The organism is Neisseria sp. 27098_8_158 (assembly GCF_041433145.1).
GTDB lineage: Bacteria > Pseudomonadota > Gammaproteobacteria > Burkholderiales > Neisseriaceae > Neisseria > Neisseria subflava_E.
Map to the genome: position 1 here is coordinate 594,507 of NZ_JAPWAZ010000001.1, position 19,039 is coordinate 613,545.

General features: G+C 49.5%; 19 protein-coding genes. 11 read left to right on the plus strand and 8 right to left on the minus strand.

Annotated features, from left to right (window positions below; genetic code table 11):
* Positions 1 to 18: 18 nt before the first annotated feature.
* The 4 genes from O3681_RS02860 to htpX all read left to right on the plus strand — a co-directional run bounded on the left by O3681_RS02860 (position 19) and on the right by htpX (position 4,254).
* Complete coding sequence (locus O3681_RS02860; protein ID WP_371459234.1) at positions 19 to 1,542, plus strand: phospholipase D family protein; 1,524 nt, start codon at positions 19 to 21, stop codon at positions 1,540 to 1,542.
* Between the two features lie 43 nt (positions 1,543 to 1,585).
* Positions 1,586 to 2,119 carry a C40 family peptidase gene (locus O3681_RS02865; protein ID WP_107723664.1) on the plus strand — a complete coding sequence of 178 codons (534 nt, stop codon included), beginning with the start codon at positions 1,586 to 1,588 and terminating at the stop codon, positions 2,117 to 2,119.
* A gap of 197 nt (positions 2,120 to 2,316) precedes the next feature.
* Positions 2,317 to 3,225 (plus strand): oxygen-dependent coproporphyrinogen oxidase, encoded by a 909-nt coding sequence (hemF, locus tag O3681_RS02870; protein ID WP_107723342.1) that lies wholly within the window; start codon positions 2,317 to 2,319, stop codon positions 3,223 to 3,225.
* A 189-nt stretch (positions 3,226 to 3,414) separates the two neighbouring features.
* On the plus strand, positions 3,415 to 4,254 hold the full coding sequence (gene htpX, locus O3681_RS02875) for a protease HtpX (RefSeq protein ID WP_371459235.1): 840 nt from the start codon (positions 3,415 to 3,417) through the stop codon (positions 4,252 to 4,254).
* A 48-nt stretch (positions 4,255 to 4,302) separates the two neighbouring features.
* Here htpX and hpnC read toward each other — a convergent pair whose 3' ends face one another.
* From hpnC to miaA, 3 genes are read right to left on the minus strand one after another with little or no spacing between them, the layout of a single operon-like run.
* On the minus strand, positions 4,303 to 5,118 hold the full coding sequence (hpnC, locus tag O3681_RS02880; protein WP_107723344.1) for a squalene synthase HpnC: 816 nt from the start codon (positions 5,116 to 5,118) through the stop codon (positions 4,303 to 4,305).
* 52 nt (positions 5,119 to 5,170) lie between these two features.
* Entirely contained in the window at positions 5,171 to 5,893 is a 723-nt protein-coding gene (tadA, locus tag O3681_RS02885) for a tRNA adenosine(34) deaminase TadA (RefSeq protein ID WP_371459236.1), read from the minus strand.
* Between the two features lie 3 nt (positions 5,894 to 5,896).
* On the minus strand, positions 5,897 to 6,838 hold the full coding sequence (gene miaA / locus O3681_RS02890) for a tRNA (adenosine(37)-N6)-dimethylallyltransferase MiaA (RefSeq protein WP_371459237.1): 942 nt from the start codon (positions 6,836 to 6,838) through the stop codon (positions 5,897 to 5,899).
* 217 nt (positions 6,839 to 7,055) lie between these two features.
* On the opposite strand from miaA, the gene bioB reads away from it, so the two are divergent.
* Positions 7,056 to 8,108: a biotin synthase BioB gene (gene bioB / locus O3681_RS02895; RefSeq protein ID WP_004519884.1), complete on the plus strand. Its 1,053-nt coding sequence runs from the start codon at positions 7,056 to 7,058 to the stop codon at positions 8,106 to 8,108.
* 49 nt (positions 8,109 to 8,157) lie between these two features.
* On the opposite strand, the gene O3681_RS02900 is transcribed toward bioB, so the two are convergent.
* From O3681_RS02900 to O3681_RS02915, 4 genes are all read right to left on the minus strand, one after another.
* Positions 8,158 to 9,165, minus strand: coding sequence for an adenosine deaminase (locus O3681_RS02900; RefSeq protein ID WP_107723347.1), 1,008 nt, complete (start codon positions 9,163 to 9,165; stop codon positions 8,158 to 8,160).
* A gap of 77 nt (positions 9,166 to 9,242) precedes the next feature.
* Complete coding sequence (locus O3681_RS02905; RefSeq protein ID WP_107723348.1) at positions 9,243 to 10,022, minus strand: ferredoxin--NADP reductase; 780 nt, start codon at positions 10,020 to 10,022, stop codon at positions 9,243 to 9,245.
* A gap of 98 nt (positions 10,023 to 10,120) precedes the next feature.
* Entirely contained in the window at positions 10,121 to 10,564 is a 444-nt protein-coding gene (locus O3681_RS02910; protein ID WP_371459238.1) for an META domain-containing protein, read from the minus strand.
* A 70-nt stretch (positions 10,565 to 10,634) separates the two neighbouring features.
* Positions 10,635 to 11,792, minus strand: a complete 1,158-nt coding sequence (locus O3681_RS02915; protein ID WP_371459239.1) for a PLP-dependent aspartate aminotransferase family protein — start codon at positions 11,790 to 11,792, stop codon at positions 10,635 to 10,637.
* A gap of 178 nt (positions 11,793 to 11,970) precedes the next feature.
* Between O3681_RS02915 and folE2 the strand changes: the two genes are divergently transcribed.
* Together folE2 and dsbD are read left to right on the plus strand one after the other, a co-directional pair.
* Positions 11,971 to 12,744: a GTP cyclohydrolase FolE2 gene (gene folE2 / locus O3681_RS02920; protein WP_004519889.1), complete on the plus strand. Its 774-nt coding sequence runs from the start codon at positions 11,971 to 11,973 to the stop codon at positions 12,742 to 12,744.
* Positions 12,745 to 12,962: 218 nt separating this feature from the next.
* On the plus strand, positions 12,963 to 14,768 hold the full coding sequence (gene dsbD, locus O3681_RS02925) for a protein-disulfide reductase DsbD (protein WP_371459471.1): 1,806 nt from the start codon (positions 12,963 to 12,965) through the stop codon (positions 14,766 to 14,768).
* A gap of 61 nt (positions 14,769 to 14,829) precedes the next feature.
* Here the strand turns inward: dsbD and O3681_RS02930 are convergent, their stop codons facing one another.
* Complete coding sequence (locus tag O3681_RS02930; RefSeq protein WP_371459240.1) at positions 14,830 to 16,002, minus strand: L-lactate dehydrogenase; 1,173 nt, start codon at positions 16,000 to 16,002, stop codon at positions 14,830 to 14,832.
* Positions 16,003 to 16,361: 359 nt separating this feature from the next.
* Between O3681_RS02930 and iscR the strand changes: the two genes are divergently transcribed.
* The 4 genes from iscR to O3681_RS02950 all read left to right on the plus strand — a co-directional run bounded on the left by iscR (position 16,362) and on the right by O3681_RS02950 (position 19,002).
* Complete coding sequence (gene iscR / locus O3681_RS02935) at positions 16,362 to 16,808, plus strand: Fe-S cluster assembly transcriptional regulator IscR (RefSeq protein WP_003680774.1); 447 nt, start codon at positions 16,362 to 16,364, stop codon at positions 16,806 to 16,808.
* A gap of 51 nt (positions 16,809 to 16,859) precedes the next feature.
* The gene (locus O3681_RS02940; RefSeq protein WP_371459241.1) at positions 16,860 to 18,074 is read left to right on the plus strand and encodes an IscS subfamily cysteine desulfurase; all 1,215 of its coding nucleotides are present in this window, start codon (positions 16,860 to 16,862) and stop codon (positions 18,072 to 18,074) included.
* A 417-nt stretch (positions 18,075 to 18,491) separates the two neighbouring features.
* Positions 18,492 to 18,758, plus strand: coding sequence for a hypothetical protein (locus O3681_RS02945; protein ID WP_371459242.1), 267 nt, complete (start codon positions 18,492 to 18,494; stop codon positions 18,756 to 18,758).
* Between the two features lie 115 nt (positions 18,759 to 18,873).
* Entirely contained in the window at positions 18,874 to 19,002 is a 129-nt protein-coding gene (locus tag O3681_RS02950) for a hypothetical protein (RefSeq protein WP_371459243.1), read from the plus strand.
* Positions 19,003 to 19,039: the final 37 nt, after the last annotated feature.

Genomic DNA, 19,039 nt, shown 5'->3' on the forward strand with positions numbered 1-19,039 from the left:
TGTTTGCACCGGTTTCCCATGAAATTTCATCTTCCTCTTCTTTATACCCTGCTATTGGGCGGTTGCGCCGCGTTTTTGCCATCATTGGACGAACGCACCCAAAGCAGTTATCTTGACATCCCTTCAACGCCGCGACTGGACAGTGCCTTAGGTATTCCTTCTACCCCCTCCAAGGCCGATATTTCCCATATCTATCTGCTGAACGATGCCCATGAAGCCTTTGTCGCCCGTGCCGCCCTGATTGAATCCGCCGACCATACTCTTGATTTGCAGTACTATATCTGGCACAACGACATCTCCGGCAAGCTTTTGTTCAACCTGATTCATCGCGCGGCCGAACGCGGCGTCCGTGTGCGTTTGCTTCTGGACGACAACAACACCAACGGCATGGATGATCTCCTGTTGGCACTCGACAATCATCCCAATATCGAAGTTCGTCTGTTTAATCCCTTTATTTTCAGAAAATGGCGTGCACTCGGCTACGTTGCCGACTTTCCGCGGCTTAACCGCCGAATGCACAACAAATCGTTTACCGCCGACAACCGTGCCACCATTTTAGGCGGACGCAATATCGGCGACGAATATTTTAAGGTTAACGACGATACCATTTTTGCCGACCTCGATATCCTCGCCACAGGCCGCGTCGTAACCGAAGTGTCCCAAGACTTCGACCGCTATTGGGCAAGCCACTCCGCCTACAACGCGACCAGCATCATCAAACGAGGAAACCTGCAAAAAGGATTGGCAGAACTCGATTACACCGACCAAGATAAAAACCAAACGCTTATACGCTACCGTCAAAGCATTGAACACTCCAACCTCTATCAAAAAATGCAGAGCAACCTTATGGAATGGCAAAGCGTCAGCACACGCTTGATCAGCGACGACCCGGCCAAAGGCTTAGACCGTGACCGGCATAAACCGCCTATTTCCGAACGCCTGCAAGATGCCCTCAAGCAACCCGAAAAAAGCGTTTACCTTGTCTCGCCCTATTTTGTACCCACAAAATCGGGCGTTAAGGCCATAAAAAAGCTGATTCACAACGGCGTAGACGTTACCGTCCTGACCAACTCCCTCCAGGCGACCGACGTTGCCGCCGTCCATTCCGGCTACGTCAAATACCGCAAGCCCTTGCTTAAAGCCGGGGTCAAACTATACGAGCTCCAGCCAAACCACGCCGTTCCGACCTCCAAAGACCGCGGCTTGACCGGTAGCTCCGCCACCAGCTTGCATGCCAAAACATTCATCGTGGACGAGAAACGAATTTTCATCGGCTCATTCAACCTCGACCCACGCTCCGCACGGCTCAATACCGAAATGGGTGTTGTCATCGAAAGCCCCGAAATCGCAGGCCAAATGCAGCGAACCCTCGTTACGACCACCCCAAACTACGCCTATCAGGTAACGCTTGGCAATTACAATAAACTATACTGGTATGACCCAAGCGAAAAACGAACTTACGCACAAGAACCAGAAGCCAAATTCTGGAAACGGGTTACTTCAAAAATCCTGTCCATCCTGCCCATAGAAGGATTATTATAGAGGCCGTCTGAAAACATAAATCATGCGGCCGGAGGAATTCATCATGTCTCGACTCATCTGCAAAACCCTATTTGTTTGTACTACCTGCCTATTGTTGGCCTCTTGCGGCACCACCGGCAAACACAAATCCCACAAGCCGCAAACAACCGCCAGAAAAGTCCAACCCGTCCGTATTTCCCATATCGACCGCACCCAAGGTTCGCAGGAATTGATGCTTCACAGCCTAGGCCTGATCGGCACGCCCTACAAATGGGGCGGCAGCACCACAGCCACAGGCTTTGACTGCAGCGGCATGATCCAATTCGTCTATAAAAACGCCCTCAACGTCAATCTGCCACGCACCGCGCGCGATATGGCCGCAGCCAGCCGTAAAATTTCCGATGACAAATTAAAAGCCGGCGATCTGGTCTTTTTCAATACCGGCGGCGCACACAAATATTCCCATGTCGGCCTCTACATCGGCAACGGCGAATTCATCCACGCCCCCAGCAGCGGCAAAACCATCAAAACTGAAAAACTTTCCACTCCGTTTTACGCCAAAAACTATTTGGGTGCGCATACTTTTTTTACTGAATAAATCAAGGCCGTCTGAAAGGTATCGCTACATCATCGATACCTTTCAATCTATTGCTGATGAGTCAAGCTTGATTACAAGATAAGCCCATGCAAAAATTTACCCATAACAAAGCAATAGTAAAATAACACTCAGTTTTAAAAGCTTAAATCATCTTTCGCCCTGTCATTTTGTAAGTACGAAACCATCAAGGATATATCATGCACACAGAATCTGTTCTCACCCTCCTCAAAACCCTGCAAAACCAAATCTGCGCCGCGCTGGAGCAAGAAGATGGCGAAGCCAAATTTGTGCATGAAGCATGGACGGGGAAACTGGGCATCGGCGAAACCCGCGTATTGAAAAACGGCGCAGTATTCGAGCAGGCCGGTGTGAATTTTTCGCATGTAAAGGGAACAAAAATGCCGGCTTCTGCCACGGCCCATCGTCCTGAATTGGCAGGCGCGGCGTTTGAAGCCATGGGTGTGTCGCTGGTCATTCATCCGAAAAATCCTTATGTCCCGACCAGCCATGCCAATGTGCGCTTTTTTATTGCCTATCCTGAAAATGCCGAGCCTGTGTGGTGGTTTGGCGGCGGCTTTGATTTGACGCCGTTTTATCCTTTTGAAGAAGATATTGTGCATTGGCACACAGTGGCGCGGGACGTATGCGCGCCATTTGGCGAATCGGTTTATCCTGAATTCAAACAATGGTGTGACGAATATTTCTATTTGAAACACCGTAACGAAACACGCGGCGTGGGCGGCCTGTTTTTTGACGATTTAAACCGTTGGGATTTCGATACCTGCTTGAACTTTATCAAGGCAGTCGGGGAAGGCTATATCGCAGCGTATCTGCCGATTGTGGCCAAACGCAAAAACACACCTTATGGAGAACGTGAACGAGATTTCCAACTCTACCGTCGCGGACGCTATGTCGAGTTTAACTTGGTTTGGGACAGAGGCACGCTGTTCGGCCTGCAAAGCGGCGGCCGTACGGAAAGCATTTTGATGTCCATGCCGCCTTTGGTACGCTTCGAGTATCAATATGTGCCGGAAGAAGGTTCACCCGAAGCACGCCTCAATCAATTCCTTATACCGCGCAACTGGCTGGAAGAAGCCGGCAGATAGTTTTACCTATAAGAGGCCGTCTGAAAAGCGATTCTCACTGGTTGAGACTACCTTTTCAGACGGCCTTTGCTTCAATTGCTTTGAATTTGCATACCTTTGCCTATCATGCTGTTTCATCTCTATAGAGTTTTTGAGACAATGCGCCCATATAAAAATCACCTCACAAACCACACTAAAAAGGAATAATCGGTGAAACGCATTTTCTTATTTATCGCAACCAATATCGCAGTTCTGGTTGTCATCCGTATTATTTTGGCCATCTTGGGTATCAACAGTACCGACCAAGTCGGCAGCCTGTTGGCTTATTCCGCAGTAGTCGGCTTCAGCGGCTCGATTGTCTCTTTGCTGATGTCGAAAACCATCGCCAAACATTCGGTCGGCGCCGTCGTCATCGACCAGCCCCAAAGCGAAGAAGAAGCTTGGCTGTTGGCAACTGTTGAAGCGCAAGCCCGCCAATGGAATCTGAAAACGCCCGAAGTAGCCATTTACGACTCCCCAGATCCTAATGCCTTTGCAACCGGCGCGACCAAAAACAGCTCGCTCATCGCTGTCAGCACCGGCCTGCTCGACCACATGACCCGCGATGAAGTCGAAGCCGTTTTGGCGCATGAAATGGCACACGTCGGCAACGGCGATATGGTAACGCTGACACTGATTCAAGGTATTGTGAATACTTTTGTTGTCTTCTTGGCGCGTATTGTTTCCAGCATGGTGGCGCGCAACAATGACGGCAGTACGTCGCAAGGTACATATTTCATGGTCAGCATGGTATTGCAGATCGTATTCGGCTTCCTCGCCAGCATCATCGTGATGTGGTTTAGCCGCCAACGCGAATACCGCGCCGATGCGGGTGCTGCAAAACTGGTGGGCGCGCCGAAAATGATTGCCGCCCTGCAACGCTTGAAAGGCAACCCCAGCGATTTGCCGCAAACCATGACGGCAATGGGCATTGCCAGCGATGCCAAAGACTCTTGGTTCAGTACCCATCCTTCTTTGGATAACCGCATCAGCCGTTTGAAAAACCGCTAATCGAAAAATATCAGGCCGTCTGAAACATCCATTTCAGACGGCCTTTTTTTATTTCTTCATCAAAGCCCGTTTGATGATAATCATCCAGTCTTTCTTATCCAACAGCGGCCGCTGGTTAAACACATCATATTTGCAACCGTCCAGCTTCTGCAAAATCAACTGACCGCCGACAATAATCATGCGCAGCTCAAAACCGATTCGTCCTTTGAGGGTTTTGCCCAACGGCGATCCGGCCTTCAGCATTTGAAAAGCACGTTGGCACTCGTGCGCCATCAGTCGTTGAAAAGCAAAGTCGGCTTTGCCGGCCGCAATCTGCTCTTCGCTGACTTTGAACTTCTGCAAATCTTCCTGAGGGATGTACACGCGACCTTTCTGCCAATCTACCGCCACATCCTGCCAGAAATTAATCAGCTGTAAGGCAGTACAAATGCCGTCGCTTTGCGCCATGCTCACTTCATCGGTTTGCCCGTACAAATGCAGCATAATGCGCCCCACCGGATTGGCGGACAAGCGGCAATAGGCAATCAATTCGCCAAAGTTTTCATAACGGGTTTTGAGCACATCCTGACTGAACGCCGCCAGCAAATCATAAAACGGCTGCAACGGCAATTGAAACGGCTCAATCGCTTCGTTGTACAAACGCTGCATCAATGCCGTTTGCGGTTTCCCGCCTTGTGCAATGCGGTCTAACTCTGCCTTCAGCTCATCCAGTTGGCGCAGGCGTTCGGCTGCTTCGGCATTACCTTCGTCGGCAATATCGTCCGCCGTCCGTGCAAAAGCGTAAACGGCGTGAATCGGCTTGCGCAAACGGCGCGGCAGCACAATGGAGCCGACAGGGAAGTTTTCGTAATGATTGACTGACATGGGGAATCCGAAAATTTAAATAAAATGTTTTTGCTGACAGGCCGTCTGAAATTCAGACGGCCTTACGTTTGGCCGCAAAGAAATCCTGCAATACGCTTTGGCATTCTCCTGCCAATATGCCGCCTAAAATTGCGGTATGCTTATTCAAACGTTTGTCGGCAAACAAATCGACCACGCTGCCTGCCGCACCGGTTTTAGCTTCGGCTGCACCATAAATCACGCGCCCGACCCGTGCCTGTATCAAGGCAGATGCGCACATGGAACAAGGCTCTAAGGTAATGTACACGTCACAATCTTCCAAACGGTAGTTTTGTAAGGCTTTGCCGGCAGCGGAAAGCGCATTGATTTCGGCATGGTGGCTGACATTGTGGTCGCCAATGCAGGTATTATGTGCCGCAGCGATTGCTTCGCCTTGATATACGATGACTGCGCCAACCGGCACCTCGCCCAAGGCCGCCGATTGTCTGGCCTGTTCTATCGCCAGCCGCATAAAGGCTTCCATATCGCTTTGCGAAGGGAAAATGGCAACAGGTGGATGGTTTTTCAAAGCCTCGCTCAGCTCCGTCTTTTTCTCTTCAGAAATATGCCGGGCATCTACACCTGAAACCAGCGCATCCAGTTGCCACAAGGTGCTTTTGGTTACGGTCAAACCCGACGCTTTCAGCAATAGAAATGCGCGGACTGCGCCGATTTCCTGTAAATCTTCCAGTGTACAAATACCCAATTCTTTTAGCGTGGCCAACGTCTTAGGCGCAAGTGGTGGCGTGGTCAGCATGGATTATTCCTGAAAATGCTGACGCGCCAAGGCTAAGGCCGTCTGAACATAATCGCTGTCTGCGTAAGGATCTAACGTATGCGCCAAAGGAATTTTCCGCAACCAGGTCAACTGGCGTTTGGCAAGCTGGCGTGTGGCGACAATGCCTTTTTCGACAAAGGTGTCATAATCGGTTTCGCCTTCGAGATAATCCCAAGCCTGACGGTAGCCCACACAGCGCATAGACGGCATATCCGCATGCAGTTGCGGATAATTGCGGCGTAAAGCGTGCATTTCATTGAGGAAACCGTGTTCCAGCATATTTAAAAAGCGTTTTTCGATTTGCTGGTGTAACAAATGGCGGTCTTCGGGAATCAAGGCAGCCGTGCATAAATCTAATAAAGGAACGGCCTGCTTTTGCTCTGTGAAATGTTCGCTCAAAGGCTTGCCGGTCAAAAGATAGACTTCCAAAGCGCGCTCAATACGCTGGCTGTCATTGGCTTTCAGACGGCCTGCCGTAATCGGGTCAACTTCCTGCAAACGGCGATACAGGCCTGCCAGACCATGTTCGTTTTTTTCTGCCTGAAGCTGTGCGCGCACCGCAGCATCCGCGCCGGGCAAATCGTTCAAACCTTCCGTCAGCGCGTGGAAATACATCATCGTGCCGCCGACAATCAGCGGATAGCGACCGCGCGCATGTATTTCATTCACCAAGCGCACGCAGTCGCCGACAAAATCTGCCGCACTGTAACTTTCCAGCGGCGAGATAATATCAATCAAATGATGCGGTACGGCGGCAAGCTCTTCGGCAGTCGGCTTAGCCGTACCGATGTCCATGCCGCGATACACCAGCGCGGAATCCAAACTGATGATTTCCACCGGCAACGATTGGGCAATATTTAAGGCCAGTGCGGTTTTACCGCCGGCGGTCGGGCCGAGTACGGCGAAGGCTTTGGGCGCGTTCATAAGAAAACGGAAAAATTAAAAATGCGATTATAGCAAACCCGGGCAGACCATATTTCAGGCCGTCTGAAACATTTGCTCTACATTATCAAAAGCGTTACACTTGCTGCGCCGTTACAGACGGCCTTTTATATTGATTTCAAACCTGCTGCTGCCGTCATTGCGCCGTCAGTCAAGCCGTCAGTGACACTGCGTCGCTGTAAACACGAAAGAACACACTATGACCGTATCTCCCGTAGCCTTGCGCCGTCAAACCGAGCGCAAGCCGCATCCGACTGCACGTTATTGGAAAAAATGCGATGTCGAGGCTTTGTTTGGACTGCCTTTCCTCGACCTCGTTTTCCAAGCCGCCGAAATCCACCGCCAAAACTTCAACCCGCGCGAAATCCAGCTTTCCACCCTGCTCTCCATCAAAACCGGCGGTTGCCCTGAAGACTGCGCCTACTGCCCGCAATCGGCACACCACAACACCAATCTAGGCAAAGAGCAGATGATGGATGTGGACGAAATCGTCGAAAAAGCCAAAATTGCCCAATCTCGTGGCGCCAGCCGTTTCTGCATGGGCGCGGCATGGCGCGGCCCTAAGCCCAAAGACGTGGCCGTCGTTTCCGAAATCATCAGCGCGGTGAAAGGCTTGGGCATGGAAGTATGCGGCACATTCGGCATGCTCGAGGACGGCATGGCTGAAGACTTCAAAAAAGCCGGCCTGGACTACTACAACCACAACCTCGACACCGACCCCGAACGCTACAACGACATCATCCACACCCGCAAACACGAAGACCGCATGGATACTTTGGGCAAAGTCCGCAATGCCGGTTTGAAAGTCTGCTGCGGCGGCATCGTCGGCATGAACGAAACCCGTGCCGAACGCGCCGGCCTGATTGCCAGCCTTGCCAACCTAGACCCTCAGCCCGAAAGCGTGCCGATTAACCAGTTGGTTAAAGTAGAAGGCACGCCGCTGGCCGATGCCGAAGATTTGGACTGGACGGAATTTGTCCGCACCATCGCCGTCGCGCGCATTACCATGCCGCACAGCTACGTCCGCCTGTCCGCTGGCCGCAGCAATATGCCTGAATCCATGCAGGCCATGTGTTTCATGGCTGGCGCAAACTCGATTTTCTACGGCGACAAGCTGCTGACTACGGGCAATCCGGACGAAGACGGCGACCGCCTGCTGATGGAAAAATTGAATTTGTATCCGCTGCGCTTTGAATTGGAAGAAGAATACAAAGCCGCGCAGGAAACGCCTAAAATCAAAGTCGACTATTAACTGTCATGATAAAAGGCCGTCTGAAACTTTTTCAGACGGCCTTTTATTGTTATTCAACATTAAAACTTTCAATTTTCCGTATCCATTCTTCCGTTTCCGCCTCGCTCAAAAACGAAGCGCGGAACGAATTGGCGCACAAGGTTTTGATTTCTTCCGCACTCAAATCCAAAGCCTCGGCAAGCGCTTCAAAATTGCGGTTCATATAGCCGCCGAAATACGCCGGATCGTCCGAATTGACGGTTACCAACACGCCGCGTTGCAACATACGGCGCAAATTGTGTTTTGCCATCTCAGGGAACACTTTTAATTTCAAATTGCTCAATGGGCAAACGGTCAACGGCATTTGTTCTTTAATCAAACGCGCCATCAAGGCCTCATCTTCTTCCGCCCGTACGCCATGATCGATACGGCAGACATGCAGTAAGTCCAAAGCCTCGTAAACATATTCCGGCGGGCCTTCTTCTCCGGCATGCGCCACCGTCAACAAACCCTCCGCCCGCGCCTGTGCAAACACGCGCTCAAACTTAGACGGCGGATGCCCCAATTCGCTCGAATCCAAGCCTACGCCGATGATGAGTTCTTTATAAGGCAAAGCCTGATTTAAGGTTTCAAATGCGCTTTCTTCCGACAAATGACGCAGAAAACACATAATCAAACGCGTACTTATGCCCCACTGCTGTCCGGCTTCACGGCAGGCGCGGACAATGCCGTTAATCACGGTTTCAAACGCTACGCCCCGCGCAGTATGGGTTTGCGGATCGAAAAATATTTCCGTATGCACGACATTGTCTTCGCGGCAACGCTCAAGATACGCACGGGTCAAATCGTAAAAATCCGCCTCGTGCAGCAATACGCCGGCACCGGCATAATAAATATCCAAAAACGACTGCAAATTGTGAAAATCATAAGCCTGCCGTACCGCATCGACATTTTCATAAGGAATCGCTATATGGTTACGCTTGGCGATTTCAAACATCAATTCCGGCTCAAACGTCCCTTCGATATGGACGTGCAGCTCGGCTTTGGGCAGGGCTTGGATAAATTGTTTGATATTCATATTTTCTCTGATTTTCGGTTTATATTTAATATTGAAGGCCGTCTGAAACTTTCAGACGGCCTTTGACCATTTACCTGTTAAAAACCATTTTCCATCATGATTTCGCCGGGGATGCGGTTGCGGTGCATAGCGTAGCCCAAATCCATCAGGGCTTGGAAAGTATCTTTGACCATTGCCGGATTGCCACAGACCATAAAGCGCGTATCGGCCTTGGTGAACTTGAAGCCGACTTTTTCTTCCAAGCCGCCATTCTTCAGCAATTCAGGAATCCGTTTGCCACTCAATGCGCCTTCCGTTTCCTCTCGCGTGGTAACCGGAACAAAAGTGAATTTATGGAAATATTCTTCAATCAGCGGATGCTCTTTTAAATCGGCAAGGCGCTGGTTGAAAATCAACTCATCGGCGTAAGAGACGGAATGCGCCAAAACCAAACGGTCGAAACGCTGCCAAATTTCAGGCTGCTCGATAATGGAGAGGAAAGGCGCAATGCCTGAACCCGTGCAGAGCATGACCAAATCTTTGCCATCGAGGAAACGCTCGGGCAAGAGGAAACCGGTAGCCGTTTTATCCAGCAAAATGGTATCGCCCTCTTTCATTGCAGCAAAACGCGCCGACATCGGGCCGCCTTCGATTAACACCGCGAAATACTCAAGCGTATCGGCGTATTCGGCAGACACGACAGAATACGCGCGCCAAATAAAGCCCTCGCCGTCACGGAAACCAAGGCGAGAAAACTGCCCTGCCGAAAAACGGTAGGACTCAGGGCGGCTGATGGCAAAAGTCATCAACTTAGGCGTATGGTGTTTGATCCACAAGACTTTTTCTTCGGTAAACTTGGCTTCTGGAGAAGCTGCCATAATAGGTTTCCTTGATATTCGGTATCAGTTTCAAATAGGGCTTATTATAAAGATTCAAAAGGCCGTCTGAAATATTTATTTTCAGACGGCCTTTAAGATTATTCACGGCGCAAACGGATGCTGATGCCTTTTTGTTCCAAAATCAAATCTTTACCGTCAAAACGATAGTTCCATACGCTTTGTTTGCGCAAAAACGCATCTTCCAGCTTCATGTCTTCACACAGCATCATGCTTACCGCAATATGACCAAAATCAATTTTGTCCGAACCAATCGTATTGGCTTGGAACATCATACCGTTGCAACCCATCTTGCCATACGCCTTAGGCATCTCGCTCAAATCCAGATAGGCATCAGTACCGGCCAAATCTTTTTCGGTGAATTTATTGAAAGCAACAACACGCCATTTGGCGGCTAAAGTGGGTTGCGCAGCTTGTTGAGTTTGTACCTGCGCTTTAGAGGCTTGTTCAGGCTGAGATGCTGAAGGAGATGTACAAGCTGCCAAAACTACCATACTCATCAATGCACCGAATAATGTTTTCATATCTATTCCTTTGTTATTGCTAAAGGCCGTCTGAAAAACCATTCATCTTCAGACGACCTTTAAGCCTTATTTACAAAGTCGTATCCAATGCTTTGGAAATATCGTTCCAAATATCGTCAACGTCTTCAATACCGACAGAGAAACGCAGCAGGCCGACTTTGATGCCCATTTCCATTTTCACATCATGCGGCACGCCGCTGTGGGATTGGGAATAGCAATGGTTGACCAGACTTTCCACGCCGCCGAGGCTGGAAGCCATTTTGACCAGTTGCATGTTTTTAATCACGCTATTGGCCGCTTCACGCGTATCGTTTTTGAGATAAACCGTAACCACGCCGCCGATGCCTTTGGGCATTTGTGCTTGGGCGAGTTCGTAATGTTCGTGCGACGGCAGGCCAGGATAGAACACTTTTTCAATGGCAGGATGGGCTTCCAAACGGCGCGCGATTTCGAGTGCGTTTTGGCAATGGGCGTTCATGCGCAAGGCCAACGTTTTAATACCGCGCAACACCAGCCAGCAGTCCATCGGACCTGCAATCGCGCCGGTATGAACCATCATGTCGTGCAAAGGCTGCGCCAGCTCTTTGGTTTTGGCAACGACTACACCCATCAATACGTCGGAATGGCCGCACAAATATTTGGTAGCGGAATGGAATACAAAATCGCAACCCATATCCAACGGCTGTTGCAGATACGGCGTGGCAAAGGTGTTGTCGATGCCGACCAGCGCACCGGCCGCTTTGGCTTTTGCGGCAAGCGCTTTGATGTCTACCAAGCGCAAAAGCGGATTGGACGGCGTTTCCAGCCAAACCAGTTTGACATTGTGTGCTTTGAGCAGCTCGTCCAGATTATCCGGATTGCCCAAATCGGCAAAAACAACGTTTACACCCCATTTTTGATAAACATCGACCAATAAATCATAAGCGCCGCCGTAAATATCGGCGACTGCGACAATGGTATCGCCCGGGCGCAGGAAAGTGCGCCACACGGCATCAATCCCCGCCATGCCGCTGGAAAACGCAAAACCGGCCGCACCATGCTCCAAATCGGCAACAGTGTCTTCCAAGACCTGACGGGTCGGGTTGCTCAGGCGCGAGTAGCGGTAAGGCACATTTTCGCCAATCTCGTGCAACGCAAACATACTGTTTTGATAAATCGGCGGCATCAGCGCACGGTTGTGTTCGTCGCAATCGTAGCTGGAATGGATGGCTTTCGTGGCGAATTTCATTTGGTCTCTGCCTATATAGATGTGAATAATCGAAGATTTTATCACTATCTGAAAAATAGAAACAATCAATGCAGGCGGATAAAGCAAGTGATATAATCTCGCATTTGCAAATCGGCCGACACGAGCCGATTCCCTCCACACGCATCTCAACAATCCTATCATGAAGGACATACCACGCATGAACGCCATTGCAGACGTGCAATCCAGCCGCGATTTACGCAACCTGCCGATTAATCAGGTCGGCATCAAAGACCTGCGCTTTCCAATCTCGCTCAAAAGCAAAGAGGGTGAACAATCCACCGTCGCCCGCCTGACCATGACGGTTTTCCTGCCTGCCGACCAAAAAGGCACGCATATGTCGCGCTTTGTCGCTCTGATGGAAAAACAAACCGATGCTTTGGATTTCGATACGCTGCACAAGCTGACCGCCGATATGGTTGCCCTGCTAGATTCGCATTCCGGCAAAATCAGCGTTACCTTCCCATTTTTCCGCAAGAAAAGTGCACCTGTCTCCGGCATCCAATCGCTGCTTGACTATGATGTTACCCTGACCGGCGAAATTAAAAACGGTACATACAGCCACAGCCTGAAAGTGATGGTTCCGGTTACTTCATTGTGTCCGTGTTCCAAAGAAATTTCCCAATACGGCGCGCACAACCAACGTTCGCATGTGACGGTCAGTCTGATTGCGAATGCGGATGTAGGCATTGAAGAAATCATCGATTACGTTGAAGCACAAGCAAGCTGCCAGCTCTACGGTTTGCTCAAACGCCCTGACGAAAAGTATGTAACGGAAAAAGCATACGAAAATCCGAAGTTTGTCGAAGACATGGTTCGTGATGTGGCCACGGTGTTAATTGCAGACAAACGCATCGAATCATTCGTCGTCGAAAGCGAAAACTTCGAATCGATACACAACCATTCCGCTTACGCTTATATCGCTTATCCTTAAAAGCCGAGCCGAATAGAAACAAAGGCCGTCTGAACATTTCAGACGGCCTTTGGCATAGATTGAACGATAACATGAGACTATCGGTCATATATGGGCAACCCTATTTCGATATAATTCAAAAGCATTAGATTTCTCTCGCAATATTTAACATAAATTAAGCCGATTGTTTTCCCCATCATTTATAATGACGGTTTCTCAACGGCATATCCGTGGATATTATGAAAAAATTCCTTTATTTCCTCATTGCATTTTTAGGCTTGAGCAGCTTCGCATTCGCAGTAGATGCCAATGATTTACTGCCCCCCGAGCAAGCCTTTGTACCTCAAGTCAATGTAACCGACCAAGGCATCAGCGTGCAGTTCAAAATCGCTGACGGCTACTATATGTACCAGTCCAAAATCGTTGCAGCGACCAATCCTGACAAAGTCTTGGCCGAACCCAAATTCAGCAAAGGCGAAGAAAAAGAAGACGAATTCTTCGGCAAACAAACGGTTTACCACCATACCGCACAGGTTGACCTGCCTTACAAACAAGCCGCGCCGCAATACAAACTGACGCTGACTTATCAAGGCTGTGCCGAAGCCGGTGTGTGTTATCCGCCTGTGGATACCGAGTTTGACGTAAAAGGCAACGGGGTTTACCAGCCGCAAAGCGACGAGCCGGTTTCTGCCAAAGACCGCTTTTTGCAACCGTCCGCCTCTTCAGACGGCCAAATGCCAACGCAACCCAGTACAAACAATCCCGACAGCAGCCGCTTCAAGCTCTCTTGGGATACTTTAAACGCCAACCTGTTGGCGTTTTTTGTCGCAGGTTTGGGCTTAAGCTTTACCGCCTGTATGTATCCGCTCCTGCCGATTGTTTCCAGTATTGTCGTGGGCGATAAAAAAGCCGGCAAAGGTCGCGCGTTCACCTTGTCGATGGTGTATGTACAAGGCTTGGCATTAACCTATACCTTAGTCGGCGTGATTGCCGGCTTGACCGGCGCGCTGTTGACCGTATGGCTGCAACAGCCTTGGGTTGTGCTTGCTGCCGCCGCATTGATGGTGATACTGGCACTGTCTATGTTCGGCCTCTTCAATATCCAGCTGCCCAACTCTGTCCAATCCTATTTCCAAAACCAAAGCAACAAACTCTCCGGCGGCAAAATCGTTTCCGTCTTTATCATGGGTATTTTGTCCGCCCTGATTGTCGGCCCTTGCGTTGCGCCTCCGCTGGCATTTGCTTTGGGCTATATCGGACAAACCGGCGATGCCGTATTAGGCGGCCTTGCGCTTTATGTCTTGGCACTCGGCACCGGCGTACCGCTCATCATCATCGGTACATTCGGCGGCCATATCCTGCCTAAAGCAGGCGACTGGATGAACGGCATCAAATATGCATTCGGCTTCATCTTGCTGGCCGTTGCCGTATACCTTGCCACACCGCATCTGCCTTATTTCGCAGTAGTCGGCCTCTACACCTTGCTGATGATTGTTCCCGCCCTTATGCTTTTGGCGAAATCCGGCAAACAAAAAGGCCGTCTGAAAACAGTTGCCGCCGTATTGGGCTTTTTACTGCTGATTGGCGGCTCATGGTTTGGCTGGCAAAGCTTTAATAAACAAACCACCGCCCTGCACCACTTCCTAACGCTGGTTCCGCCATCCGAAGCCGGACAAGAAACCGACCACGGCAAAATGTTTACCGATGTCGGCGAACTCAAAACCGCTATGGATGCCGCCTTGAAAGCCGATCCAAGCAAGCCCGTGCTGATTGATTTCTACGCCGACTGGTGCGTATCCTGCAAAGAAATGGCCGCCTACACGCTCAACCAACCGCAGGTACACGAAGCAGTCGATATGCAGCGCTTCTTCCAAATCGACGTAACCGCCAACACTCCCGACCATCAGGCCTTACTGAAAGAATACGGCCTCTTCGGCCCTCCGGGCGTGTTTGTGGTCCACGCCGACGGCAGTCATAGCGAACCCTTATTAGGCTTTGTCAAACCCGATGCATTCATTGAATGGTATCGCAAAAACGAGAAATAGCCGTCTATAAAAAGGCCGTCTGAAAACAGATTTTCAGACGGCCTTTTCTTATGTTTAAAAATTAAAATTCATCTTGAGCCCAACGCGTAGAACGCAAAATGCTGGAATCCACATCTTGAATATTGCGGTGACCGGTAAACGCCATGGAAATATCCATTTCTTTATACAAGATTTCCAACGCACGGGTTACGCCTTCTTCACCATACGCACCCAAACCATACAGGAACGCCCGGCCAATCATTGTACCTTTCGCACCCAAAGCCCAAGCCTTCAAAATATCCTGACCGCTGCGGATGCCGCTGTCCATCCAAACCTCGATGTCGCTGCCCACCGCGCTGACCACATCAGGTAAAGCCTTAATAGCAGACACAGTATCGTCAAGCTGACGGCCGCCATGATTGGAAACGACCAATGCGTCCGCGCCGCTTTTCGCTGCTTTTTCCGCATCTTCAGGTTCCATAATGCCTTTGATAATCAGCTTGCCGCCCCACAAATCTTTAATGCGCGCCACATCGTCCCAGCTCAGACGCGGGTCGAATTGTTCGGAAGTCCATGAAGACAGCGAAGACAAATCACCCACGTTTTTCGCATGACCGACAATATTGCGGAAAGTGCGGCGTTCCGTGTTCAGCATTTTCATACACCATTCTGGTTTGGTCGCCAAATTGATTAAATTGGCGATGGTTGGTTTCGGCGGCGCAGACAGGCCGTTTTTAATGTCTTTGTGGCGTTGACCCAAAACCTGCAAATCGGCTGTCAATACCAAAGCCGAACATTTGGCATCCTTCGCACGCTTAATCAGGTTTTCCATAAACTCGCGGTCGCGCATCACATAAAGCTGAAACCAAAACGGCGAGCTGGTGTTTTCAGCCACATCTTCAATCGAACAAATAGACATGGTTGACAGCGTAAACGGAATACCAAATTTTTCCGCCGCCCGCGCCGCCAAGATTTCCCCATCAGCATGCGCCATACCTGTGAAACCTGTCGGCGCAACCGCTACCGGCATTTTCACATCCTGCCCAATCATTTTGGTTTCGAGACTGCGTCCCTCCATATTAACCAATACCTTTTGGCGGAAACGGATGTCTTTGAAATCCGAAGTGTTTTCACGATAAGTAGTTTCCGTCCAAGAGCCTGAGTCAATATAGTCATAAAACATACGCGGCATTTTACGTTTGGCAACAAGGCGCAAGTCTTCGATACAGGTTATTTTGCTTAAATCACATTTCATTGTCGATTGCCTCTGTTAAGGTAAAGATGGATGGTCAAGGCCGTCTGAACATTTCAAACACCTCATTATTTTACTCCATCAAAACAACTAAATTTTAAGAATAATTTTGATAATCTATATCAGTATCAATATTAAATCAAAACATTTTAACCCTGATATTTGTAGGGTTGATAGCCTTTTTTCAGACGGCCTTAAGTCCAAATTACAGAAAAATAAAGAAAATATTTTCCGATTTAAAAATCAGCCAATGCCACCATTTAAACAAACAATCAAACCGAGCCGCCACATACTTGACTGAAACACTCAGATATTAGACAATTCCCTCCACTAATAAAAACGCCCACACAGGCAACCACACCATGAGACTGACTACCAAAGGGCGATTTGCAGTAACCGCCATGATAGATTTGGCGATGAATGCGCAAACCGGTGCTGTCAAACTCAGTGCCATCAGCGAACGACAAAGCATATCGCTCTCCTACCTCGAACAATTATTCAGCAAGCTGCGCCGTGCCGGATTGGTTGAAAGCCTACGCGGCCCCGGCGGAGGCTACATCCTTGCCGCTCCCGCCGAGCAAATCAATATTGCACAAATCATCTCCGCAGCTGAAGACCGACTGGATGCCACGCAGTGCGGCAGCAAAGCAAACTGCAACCACGGCGCCCCCTGCCTGACCCACGACCTTTGGGAAAACTTAAACAAAACCATCAATGATTACCTCAGCGGCGTTACGCTGCAAAGCATCATTGAACAAAAAAACTGCAGCGACAGCAGTCATGTCGTTACCTTTACACACATTCATTAAACCGACTTGCGGCAAAGACCGCAGGCAGATGACCAAACGAAAGAGCAAACCATGACCGTCAAAATCCCCGTATACCTCGACTACGCCGCCACCACTCCCGTTGACCGCCGCGTTGCTGAAAAAATGATTCCCTACCTGTCCGATATTTTCGGCAACCCAGCTTCCAACAGCCACAGCTTCGGCTGGGAAGCGGAAGAAGCCGTGGAAAAAGCACGCGCAGACATCGCAGCCCTGATTAACGCCGACTCCAAAGAAATCGTTTTTACCAGCGGTGCGACCGAGTCCAACAACCTCGCCATCAAAGGCGCGGCACACTTCTACAAATCCAAAGGCAACCACCTCATCACCGTAAAAACCGAGCACAAAGCCGTACTCGATACCATGCGCGAACTCGAACGCCAAGGTTACGAAGTAACTTACCTGGACGTACAAGAAAACGGTTTGGTTGATTTAGACGTACTGAAAGCCGCCATCCGCGAAGACACCATCCTCGTTTCCGTAATGTGGGTAAACAACGAAATCGGCGTGGTTCAAGATATTCCTGCCATCGGCGAAATCTGTCGCGAACGCAAAATCATTTTCCACGTTGATGCAGCACAAGCATGCGGCAAAGTGCCTGTTGACGTTGAAGCAGCCAAAGTGGATTTGCTGTCTATGTCCGGCCACAAAGTATACGGTCCTAAAGGCATCGGTGCCCTGTATGTACGCCGTAAACCACGCGTCCGCCTCGAAGCCCAAATGCACGGTGGCGGCCACGAACGCGGTTTCCGTTCCGGCACATTGCCGACCCATCAAATCGTCGGTATGGGCGAAGCCTTCCGCATCGCCAAAGAAGAATTAGCACAAGACACTGCGCACTACCTGAAACTGCGCGATATCTTCCTCAAAGGTATCGAAGGCATCGAAGAAGTCTACATCAACGGCGACCTCGAACACCGCGCTCCAAACAACCTGAACGTCAGCTTCAACTTCGTCGAAGGCGAAAGCCTGATTATGGCAGTGAAAGAACTCGCCGTATCCAGCGGCTCCGCCTGTACTTCCGCAAGCCTTGAGCCAAGCTATGTCCTGCGCGCGCTCGGCCGCAATGACGAATTAGCGCACTCTTCCCTACGCATCACCTTCGGCCGCATGACCACCGAAGAAGAAGTGCAATTCGCGGCAGAGCTGATCAAATCCAAAATCGGCAAACTGCGCGAACTGTCGCCGCTGTGGGAAATGTTTAAAGAAGGTATCGATTTGAACTCGATTGAATGGGCGGCGCATTAATCAAGAGAAAAGGTCGTCTGAAAAATCCCCAAGGCCTTTACCTTTTCAGACGACCTCATCAAGAAAAATACTAAAAATGACGATAATAAAAAATAAAATACGCCACTTACTTTCTTGTCTGATTCTATGCTCGGCCCCGCTGGTTTCAGCACATACACAACCTGATTGGTCAACTATATTCAAATCATTTGAAAATGGCTGCCAATTCGATAAACATTTGGAAAACCTGTTGGATCCATTTAGTGATGTAAGCTATGACTGGAACGATAAAGACTCTAAATATCAAAACCTGCGTTTGAATTATCCCAATAGAGTCAAGCTGCCAAAGGCTTACCGCGATCTTGCGCACCCTCCGATGACTTTGCACCGCGCGGAATTTAGTGAAGATGGAAACCGTTTATTCTTGATCAAACCCGTTTGAAACTCAGCGGTACTTACTATGGCTTGCCTGTGGTTCATATCAGCCAGACGTTCCAATTAGAAACCGCAGGTTACAGCTACACCCGTTTATTGTTGGATGTACCTTTGGAACAGGCACGTAAGGTGTTAAAAGGAAAATACCGTCCTATTCGAAAATACAGTTTGATTTTAGAAGAATACGAAACCCTGCAAGCAAAACTAAAACCGATTAATGTTAACGGAAAACCCCTAACAATTTTAGAATGTGCCTTTATAAATGGCTGATAAAACAACTGTAATAGGCAATCAACTTAGACATTAAAAAGGATGTCTGAAACCTTAAAAAAAACCTTTTCAAACGACCTAAAAGCCACAACCTTCTAATTAAGGATACAAACCCATGGACGAACAAGAACTCGACCTCGACAATCTCGACAACCTGCTCGAAGATTTTGACGACGTTACCGTAGAAGGCGGCGTTGATTCAGAGAATGATGACGGCTGCGAAGGCGGCGCGTGCAAAATCTAAACTTCAGGCCGTCTGAATATTCGTAAACAAACCATTT

Coding starts and splice junctions, on each gene's coding strand:
- O3681_RS02860 (WP_371459234.1), top strand. CDS start 19: ATGAAATTTCATCTTCCTCTTCTTTATACCCTGCTATTGGGCGGTTGC.
- iscR (WP_003680774.1), top strand. CDS start 16,362: ATGAGACTGACTACCAAAGGGCGATTTGCAGTAACCGCCATGATAGAT.
- O3681_RS02900 (WP_107723347.1), bottom strand. CDS start 9,165: ATGAATATCAAACAATTTATCCAAGCCCTGCCCAAAGCCGAGCTGCAC.
- hpnC (WP_107723344.1), bottom strand. CDS start 5,118: ATGTCAGTCAATCATTACGAAAACTTCCCTGTCGGCTCCATTGTGCTG.
- folE2 (WP_004519889.1), top strand. CDS start 11,971: ATGAACGCCATTGCAGACGTGCAATCCAGCCGCGATTTACGCAACCTG.
- O3681_RS02930 (WP_371459240.1), bottom strand. CDS start 16,002: ATGAAATGTGATTTAAGCAAAATAACCTGTATCGAAGACTTGCGCCTT.
- O3681_RS02940 (WP_371459241.1), top strand. CDS start 16,860: ATGACCGTCAAAATCCCCGTATACCTCGACTACGCCGCCACCACTCCC.
- hemF (WP_107723342.1), top strand. CDS start 2,317: ATGCACACAGAATCTGTTCTCACCCTCCTCAAAACCCTGCAAAACCAA.
- bioB (WP_004519884.1), top strand. CDS start 7,056: ATGACCGTATCTCCCGTAGCCTTGCGCCGTCAAACCGAGCGCAAGCCG.
- O3681_RS02865 (WP_107723664.1), top strand. CDS start 1,586: ATGTCTCGACTCATCTGCAAAACCCTATTTGTTTGTACTACCTGCCTA.
- tadA (WP_371459236.1), bottom strand. CDS start 5,893: ATGCTGACCACGCCACCACTTGCGCCTAAGACGTTGGCCACGCTAAAA.
- O3681_RS02905 (WP_107723348.1), bottom strand. CDS start 10,022: ATGGCAGCTTCTCCAGAAGCCAAGTTTACCGAAGAAAAAGTCTTGTGG.
- miaA (WP_371459237.1), bottom strand. CDS start 6,838: ATGAACGCGCCCAAAGCCTTCGCCGTACTCGGCCCGACCGCCGGCGGT.
- dsbD (WP_371459471.1), top strand. CDS start 12,963: ATGAAAAAATTCCTTTATTTCCTCATTGCATTTTTAGGCTTGAGCAGC.
- O3681_RS02950 (WP_371459243.1), top strand. CDS start 18,874: ATGGACGAACAAGAACTCGACCTCGACAATCTCGACAACCTGCTCGAA.
- O3681_RS02915 (WP_371459239.1), bottom strand. CDS start 11,792: ATGAAATTCGCCACGAAAGCCATCCATTCCAGCTACGATTGCGACGAA.
- O3681_RS02910 (WP_371459238.1), bottom strand. CDS start 10,564: ATGAAAACATTATTCGGTGCATTGATGAGTATGGTAGTTTTGGCAGCT.